This is a genomic window from Mesorhizobium erdmanii USDA 3471, from assembly GCF_000472705.1.
Classification (GTDB): domain Bacteria; phylum Pseudomonadota; class Alphaproteobacteria; order Rhizobiales; family Rhizobiaceae; genus Mesorhizobium; species Mesorhizobium erdmanii.
Map to the genome: position 1 here is coordinate 126,662 of NZ_AXAE01000013.1, position 23,688 is coordinate 150,349.

At 63.8% G+C, this 23,688-nt stretch carries 24 protein-coding genes; 14 read left to right on the forward strand and 10 right to left on the reverse strand.

The window, feature by feature from the left end:
• Positions 1 to 13 precede the first annotated feature (13 nt).
• Positions 14 to 916, forward strand: coding sequence for a phosphotransferase family protein (locus A3AU_RS0109650; protein ID WP_027052622.1), 903 nt, complete (start codon positions 14 to 16; stop codon positions 914 to 916).
• Here the strand turns inward: A3AU_RS0109650 and A3AU_RS0109655 are convergent.
• Both A3AU_RS0109655 and A3AU_RS0109660 read right to left on the reverse strand, forming a co-directional pair.
• Entirely contained in the window at positions 913 to 1,836 is a 924-nt protein-coding gene (locus A3AU_RS0109655) for a DMT family transporter (RefSeq protein ID WP_027052623.1), read from the reverse strand. The two genes, A3AU_RS0109650 and A3AU_RS0109655, sit on opposite strands and share 4 nt — an antisense overlap.
• A 109-nt stretch (positions 1,837 to 1,945) precedes the next feature.
• On the reverse strand, positions 1,946 to 3,226 hold the full coding sequence (locus A3AU_RS0109660) for an amidohydrolase family protein (protein ID WP_027052624.1): 1,281 nt from the start codon (positions 3,224 to 3,226) through the stop codon (positions 1,946 to 1,948).
• A gap of 204 nt (positions 3,227 to 3,430) precedes the next feature.
• On the opposite strand from A3AU_RS0109660, the gene A3AU_RS0109665 reads away from it, so the two are divergent.
• Entirely contained in the window at positions 3,431 to 5,185 is a 1,755-nt protein-coding gene (locus tag A3AU_RS0109665) for an ABC transporter ATP-binding protein (protein ID WP_027052625.1), read from the forward strand.
• A 117-nt stretch (positions 5,186 to 5,302) separates the two neighbouring features.
• Here A3AU_RS0109665 and ilvD read toward each other — a convergent pair whose 3' ends face one another.
• A complete protein-coding gene (gene ilvD, locus A3AU_RS0109670; protein ID WP_027052626.1) occupies positions 5,303 to 7,147 on the reverse strand; it encodes a dihydroxy-acid dehydratase in 1,845 nt (614 codons plus the stop codon).
• A 196-nt stretch (positions 7,148 to 7,343) separates the two neighbouring features.
• Between ilvD and A3AU_RS0109675 the strand changes: the two genes are divergently transcribed.
• The 3 genes from A3AU_RS0109675 to A3AU_RS0109685 all read left to right on the forward strand — a co-directional run bounded on the left by A3AU_RS0109675 (position 7,344) and on the right by A3AU_RS0109685 (position 8,813).
• Positions 7,344 to 7,688: an ArsR/SmtB family transcription factor gene (locus tag A3AU_RS0109675; RefSeq protein WP_027052627.1), complete on the forward strand. Its 345-nt coding sequence runs from the start codon at positions 7,344 to 7,346 to the stop codon at positions 7,686 to 7,688.
• A 96-nt stretch (positions 7,689 to 7,784) separates the two neighbouring features.
• Positions 7,785 to 8,312, forward strand: a complete 528-nt coding sequence (locus tag A3AU_RS0109680) for an SRPBCC family protein (RefSeq protein WP_032917109.1) — start codon at positions 7,785 to 7,787, stop codon at positions 8,310 to 8,312.
• A gap of 30 nt (positions 8,313 to 8,342) precedes the next feature.
• Positions 8,343 to 8,813 (forward strand): VOC family protein, encoded by a 471-nt coding sequence (locus A3AU_RS0109685; RefSeq protein WP_027052629.1) that lies wholly within the window; start codon positions 8,343 to 8,345, stop codon positions 8,811 to 8,813.
• Between the two features lie 78 nt (positions 8,814 to 8,891).
• Here A3AU_RS0109685 and A3AU_RS0109690 read toward each other — a convergent pair whose 3' ends face one another.
• Positions 8,892 to 10,484: a peptide chain release factor 3 gene (locus A3AU_RS0109690; RefSeq protein ID WP_027052630.1), complete on the reverse strand. Its 1,593-nt coding sequence runs from the start codon at positions 10,482 to 10,484 to the stop codon at positions 8,892 to 8,894.
• Between the two features lie 195 nt (positions 10,485 to 10,679).
• On the opposite strand from A3AU_RS0109690, the gene A3AU_RS0109695 reads away from it, so the two are divergent.
• Positions 10,680 to 11,753, forward strand: coding sequence for an NAD(P)/FAD-dependent oxidoreductase (locus A3AU_RS0109695; protein ID WP_027052631.1), 1,074 nt, complete (start codon positions 10,680 to 10,682; stop codon positions 11,751 to 11,753).
• A gap of 22 nt (positions 11,754 to 11,775) precedes the next feature.
• Here the strand turns inward: A3AU_RS0109695 and A3AU_RS0109700 are convergent, their stop codons facing one another.
• Both A3AU_RS0109700 and A3AU_RS0109705 read right to left on the reverse strand, forming a co-directional pair.
• Positions 11,776 to 12,576 carry a class II glutamine amidotransferase gene (locus tag A3AU_RS0109700; RefSeq protein ID WP_027052632.1) on the reverse strand — a complete coding sequence of 267 codons (801 nt, stop codon included), beginning with the start codon at positions 12,574 to 12,576 and terminating at the stop codon, positions 11,776 to 11,778.
• A gap of 15 nt (positions 12,577 to 12,591) precedes the next feature.
• Positions 12,592 to 12,840 (reverse strand): DUF6356 family protein, encoded by a 249-nt coding sequence (locus tag A3AU_RS0109705; protein ID WP_027052633.1) that lies wholly within the window; start codon positions 12,838 to 12,840, stop codon positions 12,592 to 12,594.
• A gap of 115 nt (positions 12,841 to 12,955) precedes the next feature.
• Here A3AU_RS0109705 and A3AU_RS0109710 point away from each other — a divergent pair, with 115 nt between their 5' ends.
• From A3AU_RS0109710 to A3AU_RS0109730, 5 genes are all read left to right on the forward strand, one after another.
• On the forward strand, positions 12,956 to 13,426 hold the full coding sequence (locus A3AU_RS0109710) for an Lrp/AsnC family transcriptional regulator (RefSeq protein WP_027052634.1): 471 nt from the start codon (positions 12,956 to 12,958) through the stop codon (positions 13,424 to 13,426).
• Between the two features lie 95 nt (positions 13,427 to 13,521).
• On the forward strand, positions 13,522 to 14,007 hold the full coding sequence (gene dut, locus A3AU_RS0109715) for a dUTP diphosphatase (protein ID WP_027052635.1): 486 nt from the start codon (positions 13,522 to 13,524) through the stop codon (positions 14,005 to 14,007).
• On the forward strand, positions 14,004 to 14,666 hold the full coding sequence (locus A3AU_RS0109720; RefSeq protein ID WP_032917110.1) for an HAD family hydrolase: 663 nt from the start codon (positions 14,004 to 14,006) through the stop codon (positions 14,664 to 14,666). Before dut ends, A3AU_RS0109720 begins: the two co-directional genes overlap by 4 nt.
• 69 nt (positions 14,667 to 14,735) lie before the next feature.
• Positions 14,736 to 15,590, forward strand: coding sequence for a hypothetical protein (locus tag A3AU_RS0109725; protein WP_027052637.1), 855 nt, complete (start codon positions 14,736 to 14,738; stop codon positions 15,588 to 15,590).
• A 74-nt stretch (positions 15,591 to 15,664) separates the two neighbouring features.
• Entirely contained in the window at positions 15,665 to 16,468 is an 804-nt protein-coding gene (locus A3AU_RS0109730) for an isocitrate lyase/PEP mutase family protein (protein ID WP_027052638.1), read from the forward strand.
• Positions 16,469 to 16,487: 19 nt separating this feature from the next.
• Here A3AU_RS0109730 and A3AU_RS0109735 read toward each other — a convergent pair whose 3' ends face one another.
• Both A3AU_RS0109735 and A3AU_RS0109740 read right to left on the reverse strand, forming a co-directional pair.
• Entirely contained in the window at positions 16,488 to 17,186 is a 699-nt protein-coding gene (locus tag A3AU_RS0109735; protein ID WP_027052639.1) for a sulfate transporter family protein, read from the reverse strand.
• Between the two features lie 89 nt (positions 17,187 to 17,275).
• Positions 17,276 to 18,178: a DMT family transporter gene (locus A3AU_RS0109740; RefSeq protein WP_027052640.1), complete on the reverse strand. Its 903-nt coding sequence runs from the start codon at positions 18,176 to 18,178 to the stop codon at positions 17,276 to 17,278.
• A 260-nt stretch (positions 18,179 to 18,438) separates the two neighbouring features.
• Between A3AU_RS0109740 and A3AU_RS0109745 the strand changes: the two genes are divergently transcribed.
• Positions 18,439 to 19,431: an adenosine kinase gene (locus A3AU_RS0109745; RefSeq protein ID WP_027052641.1), complete on the forward strand. Its 993-nt coding sequence runs from the start codon at positions 18,439 to 18,441 to the stop codon at positions 19,429 to 19,431.
• Positions 19,432 to 19,773: 342 nt separating this feature from the next.
• Positions 19,774 to 20,463, forward strand: coding sequence for an antitoxin Xre/MbcA/ParS-like domain-containing protein (locus A3AU_RS0109750; RefSeq protein WP_027052642.1), 690 nt, complete (start codon positions 19,774 to 19,776; stop codon positions 20,461 to 20,463).
• Between the two features lie 24 nt (positions 20,464 to 20,487).
• Here A3AU_RS0109750 and speB read toward each other — a convergent pair whose 3' ends face one another.
• Together speB and A3AU_RS0109760 are read right to left on the reverse strand one after the other, a co-directional pair.
• Complete coding sequence (gene speB, locus A3AU_RS0109755; RefSeq protein WP_027052643.1) at positions 20,488 to 21,447, reverse strand: agmatinase; 960 nt, start codon at positions 21,445 to 21,447, stop codon at positions 20,488 to 20,490.
• Positions 21,448 to 21,522: 75 nt separating this feature from the next.
• A complete protein-coding gene (locus A3AU_RS0109760) occupies positions 21,523 to 22,623 on the reverse strand; it encodes a polyamine ABC transporter substrate-binding protein (protein ID WP_027052644.1) in 1,101 nt (366 codons plus the stop codon).
• A gap of 118 nt (positions 22,624 to 22,741) precedes the next feature.
• On the opposite strand from A3AU_RS0109760, the gene A3AU_RS0109765 reads away from it, so the two are divergent.
• A complete protein-coding gene (locus A3AU_RS0109765) occupies positions 22,742 to 23,647 on the forward strand; it encodes a LysR substrate-binding domain-containing protein (protein WP_027052645.1) in 906 nt (301 codons plus the stop codon).
• The last annotated feature ends 41 nt before the right edge of the window (positions 23,648 to 23,688 follow it).

A 23,688-nucleotide genomic window follows, 5' to 3' on the forward strand; every position in this document is an offset into this window, starting at 1 on the left:
TGGGGACGCAGGCATGGTGACAGAAGAGGCGCGGGCGCAACTTGACGCCATTCCGGTACTGGCCGGCTATAGCGGCCCATTGGAACGGCTTGGCGGCCTGACCAACCTCGTCTTCAGGGCCGGCGATCTCTGCCTGCGCATTCCAGGCAAGGGCACCGAGGAATACATCAACCGCGCCAACGAAGCGGTGGCCGCGCGCGAGGCGGCAAAGGCCGGCGTCAGCCCGCAAGTGCTGCATGCCGACGCCGGCACCGGGGTGATGGTGACGCGCTTCATCACCGGCGCGGTAACGATGTCACCGGAGAAATTCAGGGAACGGGCGGGCAGCCCGGCCCGCGCCGGGGAGGCCTTTCGCAAGCTGCACGAATCCGGTGCGGTGTTTCCCTTCCGCTTCGAACTGTTTTCGATGGTCGACGACTATCTCAAGGTGCTGTCGACCAAGGACGTCACGCTGCCCGCCGGCTATCACGACGTGGTGCGCGAGGCCGGCAGCGTGCGGTCGGCCCTGGCCGCCCATCCGCGGCCCCTCGTCGCCTGCCATTGCGATCCGCTGTGCGAGAACTTCCTCGACACGGGCGAGCGGATGTGGATCGTCGACTGGGAATATTCGGGGATGAACGACCCGCTCTGGGATCTCGGCGACCTCAGCGTCGAAGGCAAGTTCGACGCGGCGCAGGACGAGGAGATGATGCGCGCCTACTTCGGCGGCGAAGCGCGCCCGGCCGAGCGCGGACGCGTCGTCATCTACAAGGCGATGTGCGACCTTTTGTGGACGCTGTGGGGACTGATCCAACTCGCCAACAACAATCCGGTCGACGATTTCCGCGCCTATGCCGACGGGCGGTTCGCGCGCTGCAAGGAATTGATGGAGACGCCGGAGTTTTCAAGGCACCTGGCTGCCATACGCCTGGGTTAGTTTACGCCCTTTGGAACATTCTCCGGCGGCACCGTGGTGTCGACCACCTTCTGACGGTGGAAAATGAACAGGCCGGCGAGGACGACGATACCCGAGCCGATCAGGATGCGCGGACTGGGAACGTCGCCGAAGAACACCAGCCCGAACACCACCGCCCACAGGAGCAGCGTGTAGTGCAGTGGCGCCAGCGTCGAGGCCGGCGCCAGCTTGAGCGCCCTGGTGATCATGAGATGGGCGCCGCAGGAGACGATACCGAGCAGCAGCATCGCACCGAAATCGAGCGCCGAGGGCGTGCGCCATGCGCCAATGGTCAGCACGGCGCCGACCAGCAGCGTGCCGATGGTCTGCCATGTCACCAGATTGGTATCGCTGGTGCCGCGCAGCCTTCGGCTGAGGATGATGGCGAAGGCAAAGGCAAAGCTGCCGACGAGCGCGAAACCCGACGACAGCGAGAATGCGGCCGTGGAGGGTTTCAGCATGATCACCACGCCGCAGAAGCCGAGCAGGATCGCCACCCAACGGCGCCAGCCGACCTTTTCGCCAAGCAGCAAATGCGACAGCGCCGCGACATAGATCGGCCCCGCCATGTAGAAACTCATCACATCGGCAAGCGGCAGATAGACCACCGCGGCATAGAAGAGCGCGGTGTCGAGCGTGGTCGCCACCACGCGCAGGATCTGCAGTTCGGGCCGTTCCATGCGAAACAGCTTGGCGGTGCCCTGATGGGCGATCATCGGGCCAAGCACGAAGAAAGCGCCGATGGAGCGGATCAGCACCACCTGGCCGACGGAGAAGCTGGCGACCAGCCATTTGCCCATGGCATCGTTCAGCGCAAACAGGAAGTCGCCGGCCAGCATCAGCAGAATGCCGGCCACAAGCACGTTCCTGATTGTGGAATTCTGCGCCACGGGCTGCGTCATGCCGATCCCGATTCCTCCCTCGCGTAGGCTGCGTCGTAGACGCAAGCAGCCGCTTTGACGAGGAGAAAACCCGAAAATCGGCAAGGCCAGTAGCGGAAATCGGGTGGCGCTACGCGGTTTTGTGCCTACGGTTCACCATAACCGGCCTTCCATCGATCGAAAGCTTGGTATCCTGCCTTGTCCGTTCCGCCACCACCTTGCCCTTGGCGATGACGCAGATGCGCTCGGCGCGCAGGCGCAGGGCCTCGATCGGATTGCCGGCGTCGAGGATCACAAGGCTGGCACGCTTGCCTACCGCCAGGCCGAAATGGTCGAGACCCATGATGGCGGCATTGACGTTGGTGACCATGTCGAAACAGCGCGCCATGTCGGCGGGACTCGACATCTGGGCGACGTGCAGGCCCATGAAAGCGACGTCGAGCATGTCGGCGGTGCCCAGCGAATACCAGGGATCGAGCACACAATCCTGGCCCCAGCCGACGCGGATGCCGAGCGCCTGCATCTCCTTGACCCGGGTCATGCCACGCCGCTTCGGGAAGCTGTCGTGACGGCCCTGCAGCATGATGTTGATCAGCGGATTGGGGATGGCGGAAACGCCGGCCTCGGCGATCAACGGCAGAAGCTTCGAGACATAGTAATTGTCCATCGAATGCATCGAGGTGAGGTGCGAGCCGGCCACCTTGCCTTGCAGGCCGAGGCGCTGCGTTTCATAGGCCAGTTGCTCGATGTGGCGCGACAGCGGGTCGTCGGTCTCGTCGCAATGCAGGTCGACCATCAGGCCGCGTTCAGCCGCGATCTCGCAAAGCTCGGTGACCGAGCGCGTGCCGTCGGCCATGGTGCGCTCGAAATGCGGAATGCCGCCGACGATGTCGACGCCCATGTCCAGTGCGCGAATGGTGTTCTGGCGCGCCGTCGGCGAGCGGTAGAAGCCGTCCTGCGGGAAAGCCACGAGTTGCAGGTCGATGTAAGGGGCGATGGTTTTCTTGACGTCGAGCAGGGCCTCGACGGCCAGCAGGCGGTCGTCACAAACGTCGACATGGGTGCGGATCGCTAGCAGGCCCATCGACACCGCCCAGTCGCAATAGGCGAGCGCGCGGTCGCGCACCGCCTCATGCGTCAAGAGCGGCTTCAATTCGCCCCATAGCGCAATGCCTTCGAGCAGCGTGCCCGAGGCGTTGATGCGCGGAATGCCATAGGACAGCGTCGCATCCATGTGGAAATGCGGATCGACGAAGGGCGGCGAGACCAGGTTGCCGCGCGCATCGACCTCGATCCGTGCGGCCCCCTGCAATTTAGGCTCGATCGCCGCGATCGTCTCGCCGACAATGCCGATATCGGCGATCCTGCCGTCAGGCAGCGTGCCGCCACGAACGATAAGGTCGAAATCCATTTGTCGTCATCCCATTCAGAATCAGCGAGCCATGGTGGCGCAAAAGACAGCTTGCCGCAGCCGTTTCTTTCAGCGAGCGCGAAAGGTTCCCTCCGGAGGTAACTCGCTCTATAAGCCGCCTTTCGTCTACGCAGCGATCGGCTCCGAACTCAAGGCCATAGTCGCAAACCATGGAACTCCCGTGTGAACTTGAACTTGCCGTTCCTGAAACGCGACGAACGCTCGGCGGAGAACCAACGCCTTATCGTGCGGCTGGTCAAAGAGTCTTTCCGGCAGCATATGTTCGGATATGCCGCGGCCATCGTGTCGATGCTGGTGGTGGCCGGCATGACGGCCGCGAGCGCCTGGATCCTGCGCGAAATCACCAATGAATTCGTGATCGACAAGCGGATCGAACGCGTCAACATGATTGGCGCGGCGGTCGCCGGGATCTTCATCCTCAAGGGGTTCGCCAATTTCGTCCAGGCCTATTTCATGAGCCGGGTGGGCAATGCCATCATTGCCGACCGGCAGCGCAAGATCTACGACCGCATCCTGGCCCAAGGCATCGAATTTTACCACTCGACCTCGTCATCCGACCTGATCACCCGCATGACCAACAATGCGCAGGCGGCGCGCAACGTGCTCGATCTCATTGTGACATCCTACGTGCGCGATCTGGTGACGCTGCTTGCATTGATCGGTGTCATGGTCTGGCAGCAGCCTGCGCTGTCGCTGATCTGCTTCGCCGTCGGTCCCCTGGCCATCTACGGCGTCAACCGCATCCTGAAGCGTGTGCGCAAGTTCGCCGCGATGGAGTTCCGCTCGGTCGGCCAGATCATTCAGGTGATGCAGGAAACGGCGATCGGCGTGCGCGTCGTCAAATCCTTCAACCTCGAAGGCTTGATGCGCAAACGCATGTACAAGGCGGTGGCGGACGTCGAGGACCGGGCCAACAACATCGCCGCGCTGGAAGCGGTGACCAGCCCGGTGATGGAGACGCTTGCCGGGTTGGCGATCGCCGGCGCCGTGATGATCAGCGGCCTCCTGGTTCTGCAGGGCGGCCAGATGCCAGGCAACATCATGGCCTTCATCGCCGCGCTACTGCTTGCCTATGAACCGGCCAAACGCCTGGCGCGCGTCCGCATCTCGCTCGAAAGCGGCATTGTCGGCGTGCGCATGATGTTCCAGCTCGCCGACGAGCCGCTGACGCTGGCCGAGAAGCCCAACGCGAAACCGCTTCGGGCCGGACCGGGCGAGATCCGGTTGGACGCCGTCAGCTTTGCCTATCAGAACGGTCCGCCGGTGCTCGACGGGTTCGACCTGACCTTCGCGCCGGGCAAGATGACGGCGCTGGTCGGGCCATCCGGCGGCGGCAAGTCGACGATCCTCAACCTGATCATGCGCATGTACGACCCGAAGAGCGGCAAGGTGCTGCTCGACAGCCAGGACATTTCGCAGGCGACGCTTGCCTCGCTCAGGGAAAAGATCGCCTATGTCAGCCAGGACACGTTCCTGTTCGCCGGCACGATCATGCACAACATCCGGCTTGGGCGGGAGGACGCGACCGACCAGGAGGTGATCGCCGCCGCCAAGGCCGCCAACGCGCATGACTTCATCATGGCGCAGGCGAAAGGTTACGAGACCGATGTCGGCGAGAATGGCGGCCTCTTGTCCGGCGGCCAGCGCCAGCGCATCTCGATCGCGCGCGCCATGCTGCGCAACGCCGAAATCCTGCTGCTCGACGAGGCGACCAGCGCGCTCGATGCCGAATCCGAAGCGCTGTTTCGCGACGCTCTGCAGCAGCTGACCGAAGGACGCACGACGATCGTCATCGCTCACCGCCTGTCGACGGTACACCAGGCCGATACGATCCTGGTACTGGAGGGCGGCAAGGTGGTGGAGAGCGGCCCGCACCGGACCCTGCTCAACCAGGGCGGGCTTTACCAGAAGCTCTATGAGTACCAGTTGATGCCGTGAGGCCGGATGAGGGGGCTCCAGCTTGGCACCGACGGTACTCCGTCACCCACCCCTCAACCGTCTCGGCGCTACGCGCCAATCCACCTTCTCCCACAAGGGGAGAAGGAAGAACCAGCTTTACTCCGGAACGTGCCGCACCGCGCCCTTGTCGGCGCTGGTGGCGAAGGCGGCGTAGGCGCGCAACGCCGTCGTCACCTTGCGCTTGCGCTTTTCCTCCGGCTTCCAGGCCAGGGCGCCCTTCGCCTCCATCGCGGCGCGGCGCGCTTCGAGCTCGGCATCGCTGACGGCAAGACGGATCGTACGGCTGGGGATGTCGATCTCGATCGTGTCGCCCTCCTGGACCAGCCCGATCGTGCCGCCCTCGGCGGCTTCAGGTGAGGCATGACCGATCGACAGGCCAGACGTGCCGCCGGAGAAGCGCCCATCGGTGACCAGCGCGCAGGCCTTGCCCAGGCCCTTCGACTTCAGATAGCTGGTGGGGTAGAGCATCTCCTGCATGCCGGGTCCGCCACGCGGGCCCTCGTAGCGGATGACGACGACATCGCCGGCATTGACCTCGTTGGCCAGGATGGCTTTCACCGAAGCGTCCTGGCTTTCGAACACCCGCGCCGGGCCGGTGAACTTCAGGATCGACTCATCGACGCCGGCCGTCTTAACGATGCAGCCGTCGAGCGCCAGATTGCCTTTCAGCACGGCCAGGCCACCGTCCTTCGAGAATGGCGTTTCCGCCGAACGGATGACGCCCTTCTCGCGGTCAAGGTCGAGATCATCCCAGCGGCGGTCCTGGCTGAAGGCGACCTGTGTCGGCACGCCGCCGGGCGCGGCGAGGAAGAAGTCGCGGACATTCTGGCTGGAAGTGCGGGAAATATCCCAATGGTCGAGCGCTTCGCCAAGGCTTGCCGTGTGCACGGTCGGCAGATCGCGGTTGATCAGCCCGGCATTGTCGAGCTGGCCGAGGATGGCCATGATGCCGCCGGCGCGGTGAACGTCTTCCATATGAACGTCCGATTTGGCCGGCGCCACCTTGCACAGCACCGGCACCCGCCGCGACAGCCGGTCGATGTCCTCCATGGTGAAGTCGACCTCACCCTCGTGGGCTGCGGCCAGGATGTGCAGCACCGTGTTGGTCGAGCCGCCCATGGCGATGTCGAGCGTCATGGCGTTTTCGAAAGCGCCCTTGGACGCGATGCTGCGTGGCAGTGCGCTTTCATCGTCCTGCTCGTAATAGCGCTGGGCGAGATCGACAACGAGATGGCCGGCCTCGACGAACAGCCGCTTGCGGTCGGCATGCGTGGCCAGCGTCGAGCCATTGCCCGGCAACGACAGGCCCAGCGCCTCGGTCAGACAGTTCATCGAATTGGCGGTGAACATGCCCGAGCAGGAGCCGCAGGTCGGGCAGGCGGAGCGCTCGATGACCTTGACGTCCTCGTCGGAGATCTTGTCGTCGGCGGCCGCGACCATGGCGTCGACCAGGTCGAGCGCTTGCGTCTTGCCGGCGAGCACCACCTTGCCGGCCTCCATCGGCCCGCCGGAAACGAACACGGTCGGGATGTTGAGGCGCAGCGAGGCCATCAGCATGCCGGGGGTGATCTTGTCGCAATTGGAGATGCAGACCATGGCATCGGCGCAGTGCGCATTGACCATGTATTCGACGGAATCGGCGATCAGCTCGCGCGACGGCAGCGAATAGAGCATCCCGTCATGGCCCATGGCGATGCCGTCATCGACGGCGATGGTGTTGAATTCCTTGGCAACGCCGCCGGCCTTCTCGATCTCGCGCGCGACCAGCTGGCCAAGGTCCTTCAGATGGACGTGACCCGGCACGAACTGGGTGAAGGAGTTGACCACGGCGATGATCGGCTTGCCAAAATCACTATCCTTCATGCCGGTGGCACGCCAAAGGCCGCGGGCGCCGGCCATGTTGCGGCCATGAGTGGTGGTGCGGGAGCGATAGGCAGGCATGAATTTTCCTTAGCTGGCTGGCTGCGCTCGATGCGGAGCGAGGCGGCGCTGAGTTCGGACCGCAGGCGTTATAGACTCGCAAGTATGGTCTGGCCACATTTTTACAATGCGCCACGAAATCCACTGGGCGGTTGACGAGCCAAGCCTCGTATTATATAGCCAATTGGGTATATACCCTATTGGCTATGGATACGTCATGAACCAGCTCGATGCCACCTTCGCGGCGCTTGCCGATCCGACGCGGCGCGCCATCCTTGCCCGGCTCATCGAAGGCGAGGCATCGGTGATGGAACTGGCCGAGCCCTTCGCCATGAGCCAGCCCTCGATTTCCAAGCATCTCAAGGTACTCGAAAGCGCCGGCCTTATCTCTCGCGGCCGCGACGCGCAGCGCCGGCCGTGCCGGCTGGAAGCAAAACCGCTGGCCGAAGCCAATGACTGGCTCGAGCGCTACCGCAAGATCTGGGAAGGCAATTTCCAGCGCCTCGACGCCTTGCTGGGTGCCATGCAGGCCAACAAGACGGCCGGCGACGCGGAACAATAGCCGAAGCCGGCGTCTTCATCCCAAAGGGAAAAATCAAAAGCCGTGTCGGATCGCCGGTTGGCCAAACGTCCTTGGACGAACAGCAGGAGGATTATTATGAGCACCACAACTTTGCCCGGCTCGACCGTCGCCACATTGACCGTGACCACGCCCAGCGATCGCGAGGTCCAGATCACCCGGGTCTTCGACGCGCCCCGCCCGATGGTGTTCGACTGCTGGACGGTGCCGGAACTGTTGAAGAGTTGGCTGCACGGCCCGGACGGCTGGCGTCTGGCGATCTGCGAGATCGACCTCAGGGTCGGCGGCGCCACACGCTACGTCTGGCAGCACCGTGATGGCCGCAGCATGGGCATGAGCGGCGCCTATCGCGAAATCGTGCGCCCAAGCCGCCTCGTCGCCACCGAACTGTTCGACGAGGACTGGACCGGCGGCGAGACGGTTGGAACGGTGATCTTTGCCGAACAGACCGGAAAGACGCTGCTGACGCAGACGGTGCTCTACGCTTCGTCAGCGGCGCGCGACAGCGCGCTCGGCACCGGCATGACCAGCGGCATGGCGCAAAGCTACGCCCAACTCGACGCCTATCTCACTTCGCTACAGGACGCCGCCAAGGGCGCCGCCTGATTTCCCGCAAAGAAACCCGAGGAGAAAACCATGCAAAAGATCACCACCTTCCTGTGGTTCGACGGCCAGGCCGAAGACGCCATGAACCACTACGTCTCCATCTTCAAGAATTCGAAGGTGCTGAGCGTTACGCGCTGGCCCAAGGGCCACGCCGACGAGGGCAAAGTGTTGGTCGCCTCGTTCGAGCTCGACGGCGTGCAGTTCCAGGCGCTCAATGGCGGTCCGCAATACAAGTTCACCGAGGCGATCTCGCTCTCGATCGACTGCAAGACGCAGGCCGAGGTCGATCATTTCTGGACGAAACTGACCGAGGGCGGTGGCGAACCCGGCCCCTGCGGTTGGCTGAAGGACAAGTTCGGCGTTTCCTGGCAGGTCGTGCCGGAGCAGTTGCCGCGCCTGCTTCAGGACCCCGACAAGGCCAAGGCCGGCCGCGTCATGGGAGCGATGATGCAGATGGGCAAGATCGACATCGGGAAACTCGAGGCGGCTGCGAAGGGGTAAGCGACCCCTTTACGTCGGCGCTGCCCCTCATCCGCCCTTCGGGCACCTTCTCCCCGTGAAACGGGGAGAAGGAAGAGGTCAAGCGGCCTTTTCGCGGACCTGGTAGTCCTTGATCGTGGCGAAGCGGATCGCCTTCCAGCGCTCGGCTTCGTAGTTCAGCGAGAAAGCGTGCTGGGCCAGGAATACCGGATCGTTGTCGAGGTCGCGGGCGATGTCGCCGCGATGCGCTTCGATGAAGCGGTGCACTTCGGCCTTGTCGTCGGCCGAAATCCAGCGGCAGACGGAAAAGCGCGACATCTCGAATTCGACCGGCAGCGTGTATTCGAAATTCAGCCGCTCCTTCAGCACGTCGAGTTGCAGGGCGCCGACGACGCCGACGATGGCCGGCGAGCCGTCCTCGGGCGAGAACAGCTGCACGACCCCTTCCTCGGCCATCTGGTGCAGCGCTTCCTTAAGTTTTTTCGCCTTCATCGCGTCGCCAAGCCGGACGCGGCGCAGGATTTCCGGGGCGAAATTCGGTACGCCCCGGAACAGGATCTCCTCGCCCTCGGTCAGCGTGTCGCCAATGCGCAGCGTGCCGTGGTTGGGGATGCCGACAACATCGCCGGCAAAGGCTTCGTCCGCCGTGACGCGGGTGCGGGCGAAGAAGAATTGCGGCGCCGACAGGCTCATCGGTTTGCCGGTGCGCACCAGCTTGGCCTTCATGCCGCGCTCGAGCTTGCCCGAGCAGACGCGCACGAAAGCGATGCGGTCCCGATGGTTGGGGTCCATGTTGGCCTGGATCTTGAAGACGAAGGAGGTCATCTTGTCCTCAGTCGCCTCTACCTTGCGGGTGTCGGCCTCCTGCGCGCGAGGCGGCGGGCCGAAGGCGCCAAGCGCCTCGATCAGGTCGCGCACGCCGTAATTGCGCAGCGCCGAGCCGAAATAGACCGGCGTCAGATGGCCTTCGCGAAAGGCTTCTATATCAAGGGGCCTGCACGCTTCTCGCGCGAGCTCCAGCTCCTCGATGAAGGCCTCGCGCTCGTTTTCCGGCAGCAGGCCGGCGACGCGGTTGGAATCGGGACCGTTGACCGGCGTGCGCTCCTTCTCGTCGTCGCCCTTGCGCACGGCGTTCAAGGCCAGGTGGTAGGTGCCGGAAAACGTCTTGCCACGGCCGATCGGCCAGGTGATGGGGGCCGTATCCAAGGCCAGCTTCTGCTCGATCTCGTCGAGAATTTCGAACGGATCACGGCTTTCGCGGTCCATCTTGTTGACGAAGGTGATGATCGGAATGTCACGCAGCCGGCAAACCTCGAACAGTTTCAGCGTGCGCGGCTCGATGCCCTTGGCGGCGTCGATGACCATGACCGCCGAGTCGACCGCAGACAGCGTGCGGTAGGTGTCGTCGGCGAAGTCCTCGTGGCCGGGCGTGTCGAGCAGGTTGAAGACATTGTCCTCATATTCGAACGTCATCACCGAGGTGACGACCGAAATGCCGCGCTCGCGCTCGATCTTCATCCAGTCGGACCGGGTCTGGATACGATCCTTCTTGGCCTTGACCTCGCCGGCAAGCTGGATGGCGCCGCCAAACAGCAGCAGCTTTTCAGTGAGCGTCGTCTTGCCGGCGTCGGGGTGGGCGATGATCGCGAAAGTGCGGCGGCGCGCTACTTCCTCTGGTATTGTTTCGGGCATTCTTTGGAGTATCCGTGTGACAGGCCGGGCTTCTAGCAGCGCAGTGCCGGGCTGTCGACCGCTCCGGCAACGCAAGCGGACTACGGATGCCGTCTCTCACCATCCTTCAAGCCTGCGTGCATTTCGACATTGGCAAGCGGCCGCAGGAATGCCACTTGGGGAACATCCCTTGCATCATGAGACAGAGGAGGAAGCATGGCTTCGGAAAAACAGGTCATTGTCATCGGCGCCGGCATTATCGGTGCCTCCATCGCCTGGCATCTGACCAAGGCTGGCGCGCGGGTGACGGTCGTTTCCGAGAGCGGTGCCGGTGGCGTCGCGACACCCAATTCCTTTGCCTGGATCAACGCCAGCTGGGGCAATCCCGAGATCTATTTCCGGCTGCGCAGCCGCGCCATGGCCGAATGGAAGCGGCTGGCAAACGAACTCCCTGGGCTGCCGCTCGCCTGGTGCGGCGGACTGCGTTGGGACATGTCGGCAAGCGACATGGAAGCCTACATCGCCGAGCATTCGTCCTGGGGTTATGGCATCGAGCACATCGACCGCGCCCGCGCGGCGCGCATCGAGCCCAATCTCGCCGAGCTGCCGAACTTCGCCCTCTATGTCGCCGAGGAGGGCGTCGCCGAGCCGGTTGCGGCAACCAGGGCGCTGCTGGCCGATGCCGAACGGCATGGCGCCAGGATCATCGCCAGCACAGTCACCGCGCTGGTCAAGACCGGCGACAGGATCAGCGGCGTCGACACCTCGCATGGCCTGATGAGCGCCGACGAGGTGGTGGTCGCCGCCGGTGTCGGCTCGCCGGATCTTGCCGCGAATGTCGGCGTCACCTTGCCGATCGAAACCCCGCCCGGCCTGATCGTCCATTCGCGGCCCTATCCGAAATTGCTCAATGGGCTGGTGCTGGCCGAGCGGCTGCACATGCGCCAGACGGCCGAGGGCCGCATCATCGCCGGCTCGGATTTCGGCGGCGCCGATCCGGGCATGGATGCCGGAGCGACCGCCCGGGAGCTGTTTGCGGTCCTGAAAGCCAGCCTACACGGCAGCGATGAGCTTGAACTGGATTTCCATACGCTCGGCTACCGGCCGACGCCGATCGACGGCTTTCCGATCATTGGGCGCGCCGAGGGCTTGGACGGGCTCTACGTCGCGGTCATGCATTCCGGCATCACGCTGGCGCCGGCCGTAGGCCTGTTCGCCGCGAGGGAAATTCTTGACGGCGAGCGCGATCCGCTGCTGACGCCCTACGGGTTGGGCCGGTTCGCTCAGTAGCCTGTAAGCAGATCGCAGGCAGCTACCCGGCCAGCGCCAGCTTGGCCGCGGCTGGAGCAAAGGGCCCGATGTCGATGCCGTCCTTCGTCATGGTGACGAAGGACGATGGCGGAATCGCTTGCCAGTCGCCACCCTCGCGATCGAAAGGTTCGGAGACGATGCATCGACCGCCACCCTTGCGAAAGCTGGAGGTGTAGAGCGTCGGCGCGTGGGCATCGGTGGCGTAACGCACCGCGTGCAGTGCCTGCCCGTCCGCGAAGGCGGCGGTGAGTTTCAGGGCAGGTTCGAGACCGGCTCGGCGGGAAGCTTCGAGCACCCGGTAGGTGGCGCGCGAGACGGCGCCTTGCGGGTCCCCAGCCAGTCCTTCGTCGATCATCAGGAGAAAGAAGAGTTCGGAATCGGTGGTGCCTTCGCGTTGGTCGAAGACGGCGTCGGACAGCGAATTCTCCAGCGCGCGGCGGATTTTTTCAAAGCCGCCGATCTGGCCGTTGTGCATGAACGACCACGGGCCGGAGATGAAGGGATGGCAGTTCATGCGGCTGGTGGCGCCGCCGGTCGAGGCCCGCACATGGGCAAGGAAGAGGCCGGATTTGATCTGCCGGCACAGGCTCTTCAGATTGGGATCGGACCAGGCCGGCAGGATATCGCGATAGAGGCCGGGCCCCGGCCGGTCGCCATACCAGGCAAGGCCGAAACCGTCGCCATTGGTCGGCGACTTGGCTTCCTGGGCGCAATGACTCTGGGCGATCAGCGAGTGACAGGGCGCCGTGAGGATGTCCTCGAGAAAGACCGCTTCACCGAGATAGGCCGCCCACCGGCACATTGCTTCTGTCGTCCTCTAGGCGCGATCCGCAAGAGCCACCGGCTCCTTGATCGCGTGCGAACCTCTGTTGTGCGTCCGCTCGTAAAGCTCGCGGACGATTCGGCTGGCGGTAGTCTCGAAGAGAAATGGCAAGAAAGCGTGAACGAGCGCGGCACCGGCCGCCATCAGCAGGCGCGAGGAAAACCACGCCGCAAAGGCCATATGGCCAAAGTAGGTTTCACCGACCTTGGCCGGATGAGAGGTGAAAATCCTTGCGACCGACATGCTGGGTCCCCTTCAGCACTTGAGTTCAGATAGTAGGTATCCTGACACGCCTCGTCGGTTCATTGGTCTCAAAATATCCTTGTGTTTCGCTATTCGTTGGGACAAATATCCCAACATGCCGATGGAAATCGACGAGATCGATCGAAAGCTGCTTGCCGAATTGCAACGCGACGGCACGCTGTCGGTCGACCAGCTGTCGGAACGGGTGGCCCTGTCGCGCAATGCCTGCTGGCGGCGCGTCAAGCGGCTGGAGGAGGATGGCGTGATCACCGGCCGCGTGGCGCTGGTCGACCCCGAAAAGCTCGGACTTGGCCTGTCGGTGTTCATCCTGGTCCGGACATCGAATCACGATCCGGGCTGGCTGCAGAAATTCCGGGCGGCGGTGACGGGCTTTCCCGAGATCACCGGGGTCTACCGCATGTCCGGCGACCTCGACTATGTCCTGCGCGCCCGCGTTGCCGACGTGAAGGCCTATGACCGGCTCTACCAGCGGCTAATCGCCAAGGTGGCGTTGTCAGATGTCTCCGCTTCCTTCGTCATGGAGGAGATCAAGGAGACCACGGTCGTACCGATGGAAGTGCGCTGAGGTGTGCTCGGTCACAGTGATGCCCGAAAGAAAGCCGTTGATAGCGGTGCGGGCGAATTGACCGAATCGGCAATCGCGCCGATAGGATCGATTTTATGCGCGCAGCCCTCCAAAACTCCTCCGTCATCGGTCCGACTGTCGGCTTCGTCAGATTGCCGCACGCCGAAGGACTTCCCCTCCCCGCTTACGAAAGCGCCGGAGCCGCCGGCATGGACCTGCGTGCGGCGGTGCCCGATGACAGGCCCCTGCTGATCCTGCCGGGAAAACGCGCTTTGGTGCCGACCGGGCTGATCCTGGAGATTCCCGAAGGCATGGAAGGCCAGGTGCGGCCGCGCTCCGGCCTTGCTTTCAAGCATGGCCTCACCGTCCTCAATTCACCGGGAACGGTCGACAGCGACTACCGTGGCGAGGTGAAGGTGCTGCTGATCAACCATGGTGACGAGGATTTCGCGGTGACGCGCGGCATGCGCATTGCCCAGATCGTTTTCGCCGCTGTGACGCAGGTGGCGGTGGAAGAGCGTTCGCTGGCCGGCGGCACGGCGCGAGGCTCGGGCGGGTTCGGATCGACCGGAACAGCGTGACCAGGATACCAAAGCTTGTCATCTTCGACTGCGACGGGATACTCGTCGACACCGAAAATCTCGCCAATCGGCGCCTCGCCGAATGGCTGAGTGCCGCCGGCTACCCGACAAATTTCGAATATTGCCGCAAGAACTTCTCCGGCCGCAGCATGGCCTCGGTGCAGAAGGAAATCGAAGCCGAGACCGAGCTCCGCCTCGGCGCCGATTTTGTTGATCGCTGGAACGCAGGGCTGCCGGATCTGTTTTCCCATGGCGTCGAGGCGATCCCTTACGTCCGGGAATTCATCGAGGCGGTCCGCGCGGCCTGTATCCCCTATTGCGTCGCCACCTCGGCCAGAATCTCGAAAATGCACATCACGCTTGGCCAGACCGGGCTGTTGCCGCTGTTCGAACATGCGCTGTTTTCCGCCACCATGGTTTCGCGCGGCAAGCCGTTCCCGGACCTGTTCCTGCACGCGGCCAGGACCATGGGCTTCGCGCCCGCCGATTGCATCGTCATCGAGGACAGCGTCGCCGGGACGCAGGCCGGCATTGCCGCCGGCATGCGGGTGTTTTCCTATCATGGCGATCCCTATTCCGACCGCGATGGCCTGATCCAGGCCGGCGGCATCCTGTTCGACGACATGCGCGAGCTGGCCGGCCTGGTGCCGATCCACTGATCCCGTTTCGACACGGCTGCACGATGCTGGAACCCGTGCTAGCGTGAGGCCTGATCTCGGGCGAAACTCATGCCGACGAACCTGCTCCGCTTCACGCTCGCGTTGATGCTGCTGCCGTTCTTTTGGACGGCGGCCGGCGCGCAGGCCGTGAGCTTTCCCGAACTCGACAACCCGCTGCCCGGCCGCAGCGATGTCACTTATCTCGACCTGGCCAAGATGGTCATCCCAGACCTTAGCGCCGACAAGGACGGTTTCTACAAGGGCGGATTGCCGATCGATATGCGCCACATTGCCGGTGGCGATGACGGCGGCTCGCCGCCGGAGACGACGAACCTGCCCAATGCGGCGGTGCTTCCCATCAAGGCTGGCGGCAAGGATCGGCTGGCGATGCTGTTCGATCTCGGCGATTCTCCCGACAGTGCCGAAGGCTATGCGGTGCTGGCGCTCTACGACGTGACGGCCAAGCCGAAACTGCTCGATGCGGCCAATGTCGCGGTCGACCGCAGCACCTATTTCCGCGAGCCGAACAAGCTTTCGATCGGCGCTGGCGACGACGTGCTCATCTCCATGAGCACGCATTTCAATTCCAACCAGGGCTATGTGAGTACGCTGCTGATCCTGCCTCGCGAGGACCGCCTTCAATTGGTCGACACGATCAACACGTTCGATGAGAACGTCTGCGCCTACAAACGCACCCAGGATCTGGCCTTCCTGACGCTGGACGACGGAAAGCCTTATGCGGCGATCAAGGTGACGGCGACCGACGCCACGGTGCCGAGTGGTGAAAGTTGCGATGAGGCTGCGCCCGATGTAGCGTCGCACGACATTTCCGTCACCTACCATTGGGACACGAAGACTTCACACTACGTCAAGGATTCCGATGCGTTCGAGAAGTTGTCAGCAGAGAACGCGAAACGCTTCTGAACCAAGCGCATTCGTTTGCCCAGCCGCGGACACCGCGATAGCATCCGCGCCGACACTCGTGATGGGGAGCATTCATGGACAAGGGCAAGATCTTTCGCGACCTGCATGCCTCGACCTTCGTCATGCCCAATCCCTGGGATCCGGGCACGACCAAGCTACTCGGCTCCTTCGGTTTCAAGGCGCTGGCGACGACCAGCGCCGGCTTTGCCTTTTCGCGCGGCCTGCCAGACGGCGCCGTGAGCTTCGAACAGATGATCCACCATTGCCGCGAGGTGACGGCGGCGACCGACCTGCCGGTCTCGGCGGATCTCGAGAAAGGCAAAGGAGACAGCGCCGAGCAGGCCGCCGAAACCATCTTCGCGGCGGAAGCGGCCGGCCTTGCCGGCTGCTCGATCGAGGACCACACCGGCGATCCCGACAAGCCGATCTATGATTTTGCGCATGCGGTCGAACGCGTCGCGGCGGCGGTCGAGGCGGCGCGGGCACTCAAGCGCGATTTCGTCTTCACGGCGCGGGCCGAGAATTTTCTCTGGGGCAAGTCCGACCTCGACGACACCATTAAGCGGCTGCAGGCCTTCGAGAAGGCCGGTGCCGACGTGCTCTACGCGCCGGGCATCGGCGACGTCGAGATGGTGCGCACCCTCTGCTCAGCGGTCGGCAAGCCGGTCAACGTCATGGCGAAGCCAGGCTTCACCATCGCCGATCTTGCCATGGCCGGCGTCAAACGCATTTCGCTGGGGCCGTGGCTGACCAACTTCGCCTACGGCATGCTGGAGACGGCGGCGCGCGAAATCCAGCAGGACGGCACGTTCGGCTTCACCCGCGCCGCCATGCCGTTCGGCAAATTGCAGGAGCTGTTCGGCAAATCCCTCGGCTAGAAGGGCCGGTAGCTGACGGTTAGCGACGGCTCTCTCGCGCCGAAATCGCCTTGTGCAGATGCACCATCATGGCGGCGGCAAAGAGGGGTGTCAGCAGATTGAGCAGCGGCACCGCAAGAAAGGCCGCGATGACCAGCCCGGCAAGGAAGACCGTGCCAGCGTAGTTCCTGCGCAAGGCCCTGGCCTCGTCTTCGGCGCGAAAGCGCATGGCGGCGAATTCGAAGAATTCGCGGCCGAGCAGATAGCCGTTGACGATGAAGAAGGCGGCGATGTTGATGCCCGGCACAAGCAGAAGCAGGAGCGCGACGATGTTGCCTGCTATGACGACACCGAAGAATTTAACCGCCAGCACCAGCGAACGCAGCGCCGGCATGGCACGGCCGGGCGGGTCGGCGGAATAGTCGGTGCGCTCGACCACCTCGGCGACATCGTCGAGGAAGAGGCCGGCGATCACCGCCGTGACCGGCGCGACAAGCAGCGCCATGCCGAAGGCAAGCACGATCGCCGCGATGATGCCGCCCAGCCAGCCGGCCCAGGACGGTATGCCGGGCAACAGCGTCTCGAGCCATGGCAGGGCCAGCCATTCGACAAGGCTCGTCAGGCCGAACCACAAGGCAACCAGCGCCAGCACGGTCAGGCCCAGCGTCTTGATGAACACTGCGCGAAACGGCGGCGAGAGCAGCTCGAAGGCCGCAGCGCGGGCAGCGTCGAAAATCACCGTGCATCAACCCCAGGTCAGCGGACACCGCCGAAAGGCGGAACGTTCACGAGATAGGCAGCGCGGGTCGCGAGCACAAGCGCGGGTCGCTACCTAGCAAACGCCGGCTTTCTGACCGGGATGGTCATGGCCGCGACGCCGGCAATGACAAAGGCCATGCCGAACCACACGGTCGGCCCGAGGCTTTCGCCGAGGACGGCGGCGCCGATGCCGACGCCGATCGGCACGCGCAGATAGGCCTGCGACGTGGTGCCGACCGAACCCAGCGTGTGGATGAGGCGGAAATAGATGACGAAGGCGAGCGCCGTCGAGAAGACCGACAGGCCGATCAGGGACAGGATCGAGGCCATCGACGGTGCGAGCGTCCAGGGCTGGTCGACCGCCAGGCTGAGCGGCACCAGCATGACGGCACCGCAGAGCATCGAGCCGGCGGCCGGCAGCATCGGATCTAGACCCTTGAAGCCACGGCCGAAGATGGCGGCACCGGCATAGCAGACCGTCGCCACGACGATGGCGATTTGCGCCCACAATTCGTGACCGAGGCCACCCAGCGCCTCGGTGCCGACGATGAGGCAGATACCGGCTATGCCGGCGCCGACACCGACCAGTTTGCGCACCGTGACCGGCTCATGGCGGGTGATGAGCGCGGTGAAAACGAAGGTGAAGATCGGCGAGGTCGCATTGAGGATGGTGGCAAGGCCGGCATCGACCGAGCGCTCGGCCGCAGCGATCAGCGTGAACGGGATGACGCTGTTGAGGCAGGCCTGGAAGGCAAAGCGGCGCCAGCTTGCAGCGTCGCCCGGCATGGTCAGCCCGCGCCAACGGATGATGGCGAACAGGATGCCACCGGCGATCATGGTGCGGGCCGCGATGAAGGTGACCGGCGGGATCGTTTCGACGCCGATCTTAATGAAGGTGTAGGAAGCGCCCCACAGCACAGCCAGAACGCCGAGCAATGCCAGGTCGGTGGTTGTATCGCTCTTTGCAGACATGGGCTCGCCGCTCTCGCATATGATCGGGCTTGTTCTAGGCAACGCCGCGAAGAAATGCTTCGTCCACGGTCGAATTATCGTAGCGCCTGGTTGTCACCGCCGCGCGGGAACGACAGAAAATCGGTTGCCAATTTTCGGGCTCTTGCTGTAGACCCGCCCGGGCGTGGCAAGAAGCCGGCTCTCTCTTTGTACGCAATTCCTGTGGGAAAACCGCTAAGCACTTTTCCTGGAATTGCTCTAGGTTTTTGGTGGAGACATTGATGCCGGATTATGACGTGCTTTGCATCGGCAATGCCATTGTCGACATCATCGCCCAGTGCGAGGAGGAATTCCTCGAGACCAACGGCATCATCAAGGGCGCGATGAACCTCATCGACACGCAGCGCGCCGAGTTGCTCTACAGCCGCATGGGTCCGGCGATCGAGGCCTCCGGCGGCAGCGCCGGCAACACCGCCGCCGGCGTCGCCTCCTTCGGCGGACGCGCCGCCTTCTTCGGCAAGGTTTCCAACGATGCGCTGGGCGAAATCTATGCGCATGACATCCACGCCCAGGGCGTCGCCTTCGACACCAGGCCGCTCACCGGCGAGCCGCCGACGGCGCGCTCGATGATCTTCGTCACCCCCGACGGCGAACGCTCGATGAACACCTATCTCGGCGCCTGCGTCGAGCTCGGGCCGGAGGATGTCGAGGCCGACAAGGCGTCCGGCGCCAAGGTCACCTATTTCGAGGGCTATCTGTGGGACCCGCCGCGCGCCAAGGAAGCGATCCGGCAGACGGCGAAACTGGCGCACGCGGCAGGCCGCGAGGTGTCGATGACGCTGTCGGACTCGTTCTGCGTCGACCGCTACCGCGACGAGTTCCTCGACCTGATGCGCTCCGGCACGGTCGACATCGTCTTTGCCAACAGCCACGAGATCAAGTCACTCTACCAGACATCGTCCTTCGACGAGGCGCTGGCCAGGATCCGCAAGGACTGCAGGATCGCCGCCGTGACGCGGTCGGAAAAGGGCTCGGTCATCGTGCGCGGCGACGAGACGGTGGTCATCCAGGCGACCGCCATCAGGGAACTGGTCGACACGACTGGCGCCGGCGATCTCTACGCCGCCGGCTTCCTGCATGGCTACACGCAAGGCCGCGACCTCAAGACCTGCGGCGACCTTGGCTCGCTGGCGGCCGGCCTGGTGATCCAGCAGATCGGCCCGAGGCCGAGACAGAATCTGCGCAAAGAGGCTGAACTGGCGGGATTGCTGTAGCTGAAAGCCCGGCGCTTCTGTTGTTAACAGCCGGCCGCGCCGCAGCCCTTCGCAGGCTCAGGGCGTTCGAAGCTCGAAAAGCCAAGCAATTGGCTTTTCGTCCGCTGCGCGGACCGCTTCTCACCGTCGCGTTCCTGTCACACATCGCCCCTACACGAAATCGCGAGCGTCCCGCGACTGACATTTCGGGACGCCCTCGGTCAGATGGGGTGTTGAGAAGATGCAAGACAGCAAGCTGTCGGGCGGCGCGGTTCGTCGCCGCCACTATTTCCGTTTACAGCACTAACAATTCAGTAATCGACCGCCGCCGAGGGAGGAAGTGCGCGGCCGGAAGACAGGTGCATGAGCAGATTTCAGACAGGTCTCGGACAAGACGACTTCGCGGAGATGGTCGCGGAGGATGTCGAGCGCGCGCTTGCCCACTATGACGAGGCCATAAACCAGTCCACCGTGGTCTCGGTCGGCAAGATCGCCGGCAGCATAGCGTCGGCCGTCACCTTGCTGTCGCCAAAGCACCAGCGCGCCATCGACGCCATTCATGCCGACCTTCCCGGCCTTGCCTCGAAATTCGTGCGCGCGCTGGCGGCGGAAGCCGCGCGCCGCAGCGAAGCCGGCACCACGGATATGCCGACGGCTTTGCAGGCCGATGAGGCGCTTCCCCCACCGCCCCGGTCCGACGACCTCGAATCGATGCTGATCGAGGACTGGGCCGGCCGTGTCGCCGGCTCGACCTATCTGGAAGAAAATCTACGCATCGCCCGCTCGACCCTGCACCGCTGGCAAAAGCGGGGTGACGTCATCGCCCTGCGCAAGGGCGGCCGCAAACACGTCTTCCCGCTGGCACAGTTCGTCGACGGCAGGCCAGTGGCAGGCATTGCCGACGTCCAGTCCCTGATCGGCAATCCGAGGCTCGCCTGGCTGTGGCTGACGCGGCCGGCGGCGCAACTCGACGGCCGCATTCCGATCGACCTGTTGCGGCAGGACCGGATCGATGAAGTGATCGAAGCGGCGCGGGTGTTCGCGCCGGCCTGAAGCCGGCGCGGCCTCCGAGCGGGGTTAGCCCTTCTTCTCGGCCAGCAGGCCAAAATAGTGCTGCAGCACGGCGGCGCCGGCGATCGACGTGACGTCGGCATGATCATAGGCCGGCGCCACCTCGACGACATCGGCGCCGATGATATCGAGCGAGCCCAACCGCCGCAGGATCATCAGCGCCTCGCGCGACGAAAGGCCGCCGGCGACAGGTGTGCCGGTGCCGGGCGCGAAGGCCGGGTCGAGGCAGTCGATGTCGAAGGTCAGATAGGTGCTGGCGTCGCCGACACGCGCCTTGATGCGCTCGACAACGCCGACCACGCCGAGTTCGGCGACATCTTCGCCGTGCAGGATCTCGAGGCCGCAGTTGTCCGGCGCGTGGGTGCGGATGCCGACCTGGATCGAGCGCTCCGGCACAATCAGGCCTTCGGCAACCGCCCTGGCGACGAACGAGCCATGGTCGATGCGCTTCTCCTCGTCGAGCCAGGTGTCCTGGTGGGCGTCGAACTGGACCAGCGCCAGCGGCCCGTATCTCTTCGCGTGCGCCCTGAGCAGCGGCCAGGTGACGTAATGGTCGCCACCGATCGACAGCAGCGTGACGCCGGCATCGACGACCTGGCTGGCCTGCGCCTCGATCTGCCAGGGCGTTTCGTCATGCCGGCCGAAATCGAGGCCGCAATCGCCATAGTCGATGACCGCCAGTCTTTCGAACGGATCGGCGCGGAAGGGATATTGCGGGTCGCCTTCCAGGATAGCCGAGGCGCGCCGCACGCCTTGCGGGCCGAAGCGGGCGCCCGGCCGGTTCGACACGGCGGCGTCGAACGGAATGCCCCAGACGGCGACATCGACGCCGTCGAGGTTGCGGGTCAGCCGGCGGCGCATGAAGGACAGCACGCCGCCATAGACCGGCTCGTGCGAGCCGCCATAGATGGTCTTGCCGAAAACGGCATCGTCGGTCTGGCGCGAACGCCGCAGGGAATTGAGCATGTCGATCACATCTTTTTTCTGGAGAGAGGTGCGGGATTTTCTGGAAACAAGTGCAGGGCCAAAGCAGGCCCGGAATCAGTTGGTTCCGGTGGTGAAGCCGGTCCATAGCCGGGTGACCAGGCGCAGCGATTTCTGGTCGCGCGGCTGCGCGGCGAACAGATGCTTCATCGTCTCTTGCGAGAGATAGATGTCGGGATTGTCGCGAACGGTCTCGTCGATCATCGGCGCCGCCGCCTCGACCGCGTTCGGGTAGAGCGTCGCATTGGTGAAGCGGGCGGCAATTTGCGGCTTCATCAGGAAATCAAGGAACGCTTCGGCGTTTTCGCGGTGCGGCGCATCGACCGGGATGGTGATGACGTCGAAGAAGATTTCCGTGCCTTCCTTGGGAATGGAATAACCGACATCGGCGCCGCTTTTGGCGTCGACCGCCTTGGTCGCCGCGCCGATCGCATCGCCGCTCCAGCCAAGCGCCAGGCAGAGATCGCCGGCCGCCATCTCACTCATGATCGAGCCCGATTTGAAATGCCTGACATAGGGCTTGATCGCGGTCAGCAGATCGGCCGCCTTCCTGATCTCGCTCTCATCAGTGGAGAACGGATCGAAGCCGAGATAGTTGAGCGCGATCGACATCACGCCCTCGGGCGAATCGACCATGGCGATGCCGCAATCCTGGAATTCTTTCGCCACTTCCGGCTTGAAGATCATGTCGAGGCTGTTGAGCGGGGCGTCCTTCATCCGCTCGGCAATCCTGGCCTTGTTGTAGATGATGCCTGTGGTGCCATAGGCATAGGGCACCGCATAGGCGTTGCCCGGATCCTGCCTGGCCAGGAAGGCCATGATGTCGGGATTGAGACCCCCGGCGTTGGGAATCCCTGCCTTGTCGAGTTTCTGGATGGCGCCCGCCTTGATGTACTGGCCGACGATCGACGCGCCCGGCATGATCAAATCATAGCCGGAGCCCCCGGTCAGCGCCTTGGTCGTCAGCATCTCGACGGCATCGAACGTGTCGTAGACGACCTTGATGCCGGTCTGTTTCTCGAACTCGGCGATCGTGTCAGCGGGCACGTAATCATACCAGAAGTAGATGTTGACGGTCTTGTCCTCGGCGGCCAAGGCACCGCCCGTCAAGGCGCTGAGGGCGAACATCGATACGGCAAGGCTGGCAAGATGGCGCATGGCGCGGTCTCCCAAGGGGGTCGGATCGCGCGAGAATTGCCCGTTCCGCACAGCCGGACAAACGGCATTTTTGTTCGCCATACTTGACAAAAACTCATCTCAAGTTTTGTCTCTGCCGATGAAGCTGCCTTCGTTGAATGCGATCCGGGCTTTCGAAGCGGCGGCGCGCCTGCACAGCTTCAAGGATGCCGCCGACGAGTTGCGGCTGACGCCCTCGGCGGTGAGCCGGCATATCCGTTCGCTGGAACAGGCGCTGGGCATGGAGCTGTTCGAGCGCGGCATCCGCCAGGTGACACTGGTGCCGAAAGCCAGCCACTTTGCCCGCCGGCTCTCAACCGCCTTCAGGTCGATCGAGGCCGCCACCGAAGAGATGGGCAGCCACGGCCGACCCGTTGCCGCCGGGCGCGCCTCGCTGTCGATCAACGCGACTTTCATGAACCTGTGGCTCGCCGACCGGCTGCCGCGTTTTCGCCAGGCCAACCCGGATTTCGAACTCGACGTGTCGATCCATGACGATCAGAACCGGGGTGGCAATCCGAGTGCCGATCTGCGCGTGCTGTTCACCGCCGAGACCGCCAATGCGGACACCATCCAACTCGTGTCACTGGTGATCTTTCCCGTCTGCGCGCCGGCCCTGCTTGCCGGCCCGCATGCGCCGAGAACGTCAGCCGATCTCGCCGGACTGAGGCTGCTGCATGAAAACACCACCGCCTGGTGGGAGGAATGGTTCGAACTGGAAGGCCTCAGGGTCGACGCGAAATCCGGTCCGATCTTCCACGACCCGGCGCTGGCCGTGCGCGAGGCGGTCAATGGCGGCGGCGTGGCGCTGGTCGACAACATCATGGCGCAGGACCTGCTGGTCAGCGGTCAGCTGGTGGCGCCATTCCCGGAGCGCCACACCATTGCGGAAAGCTACTGCCTGCAGCAGAAGCCGGGCCATCGCGGCTCGGCCGGAATCAGGCGGTTCCGGGAATGGCTACTGTTGGAGATTGCCGGCCACAAGCAGGCGATGGGGCTGGCCTGAGGGCTGTTGTGCCACCTCTAATATGGTTGGGCTGTCTTGCT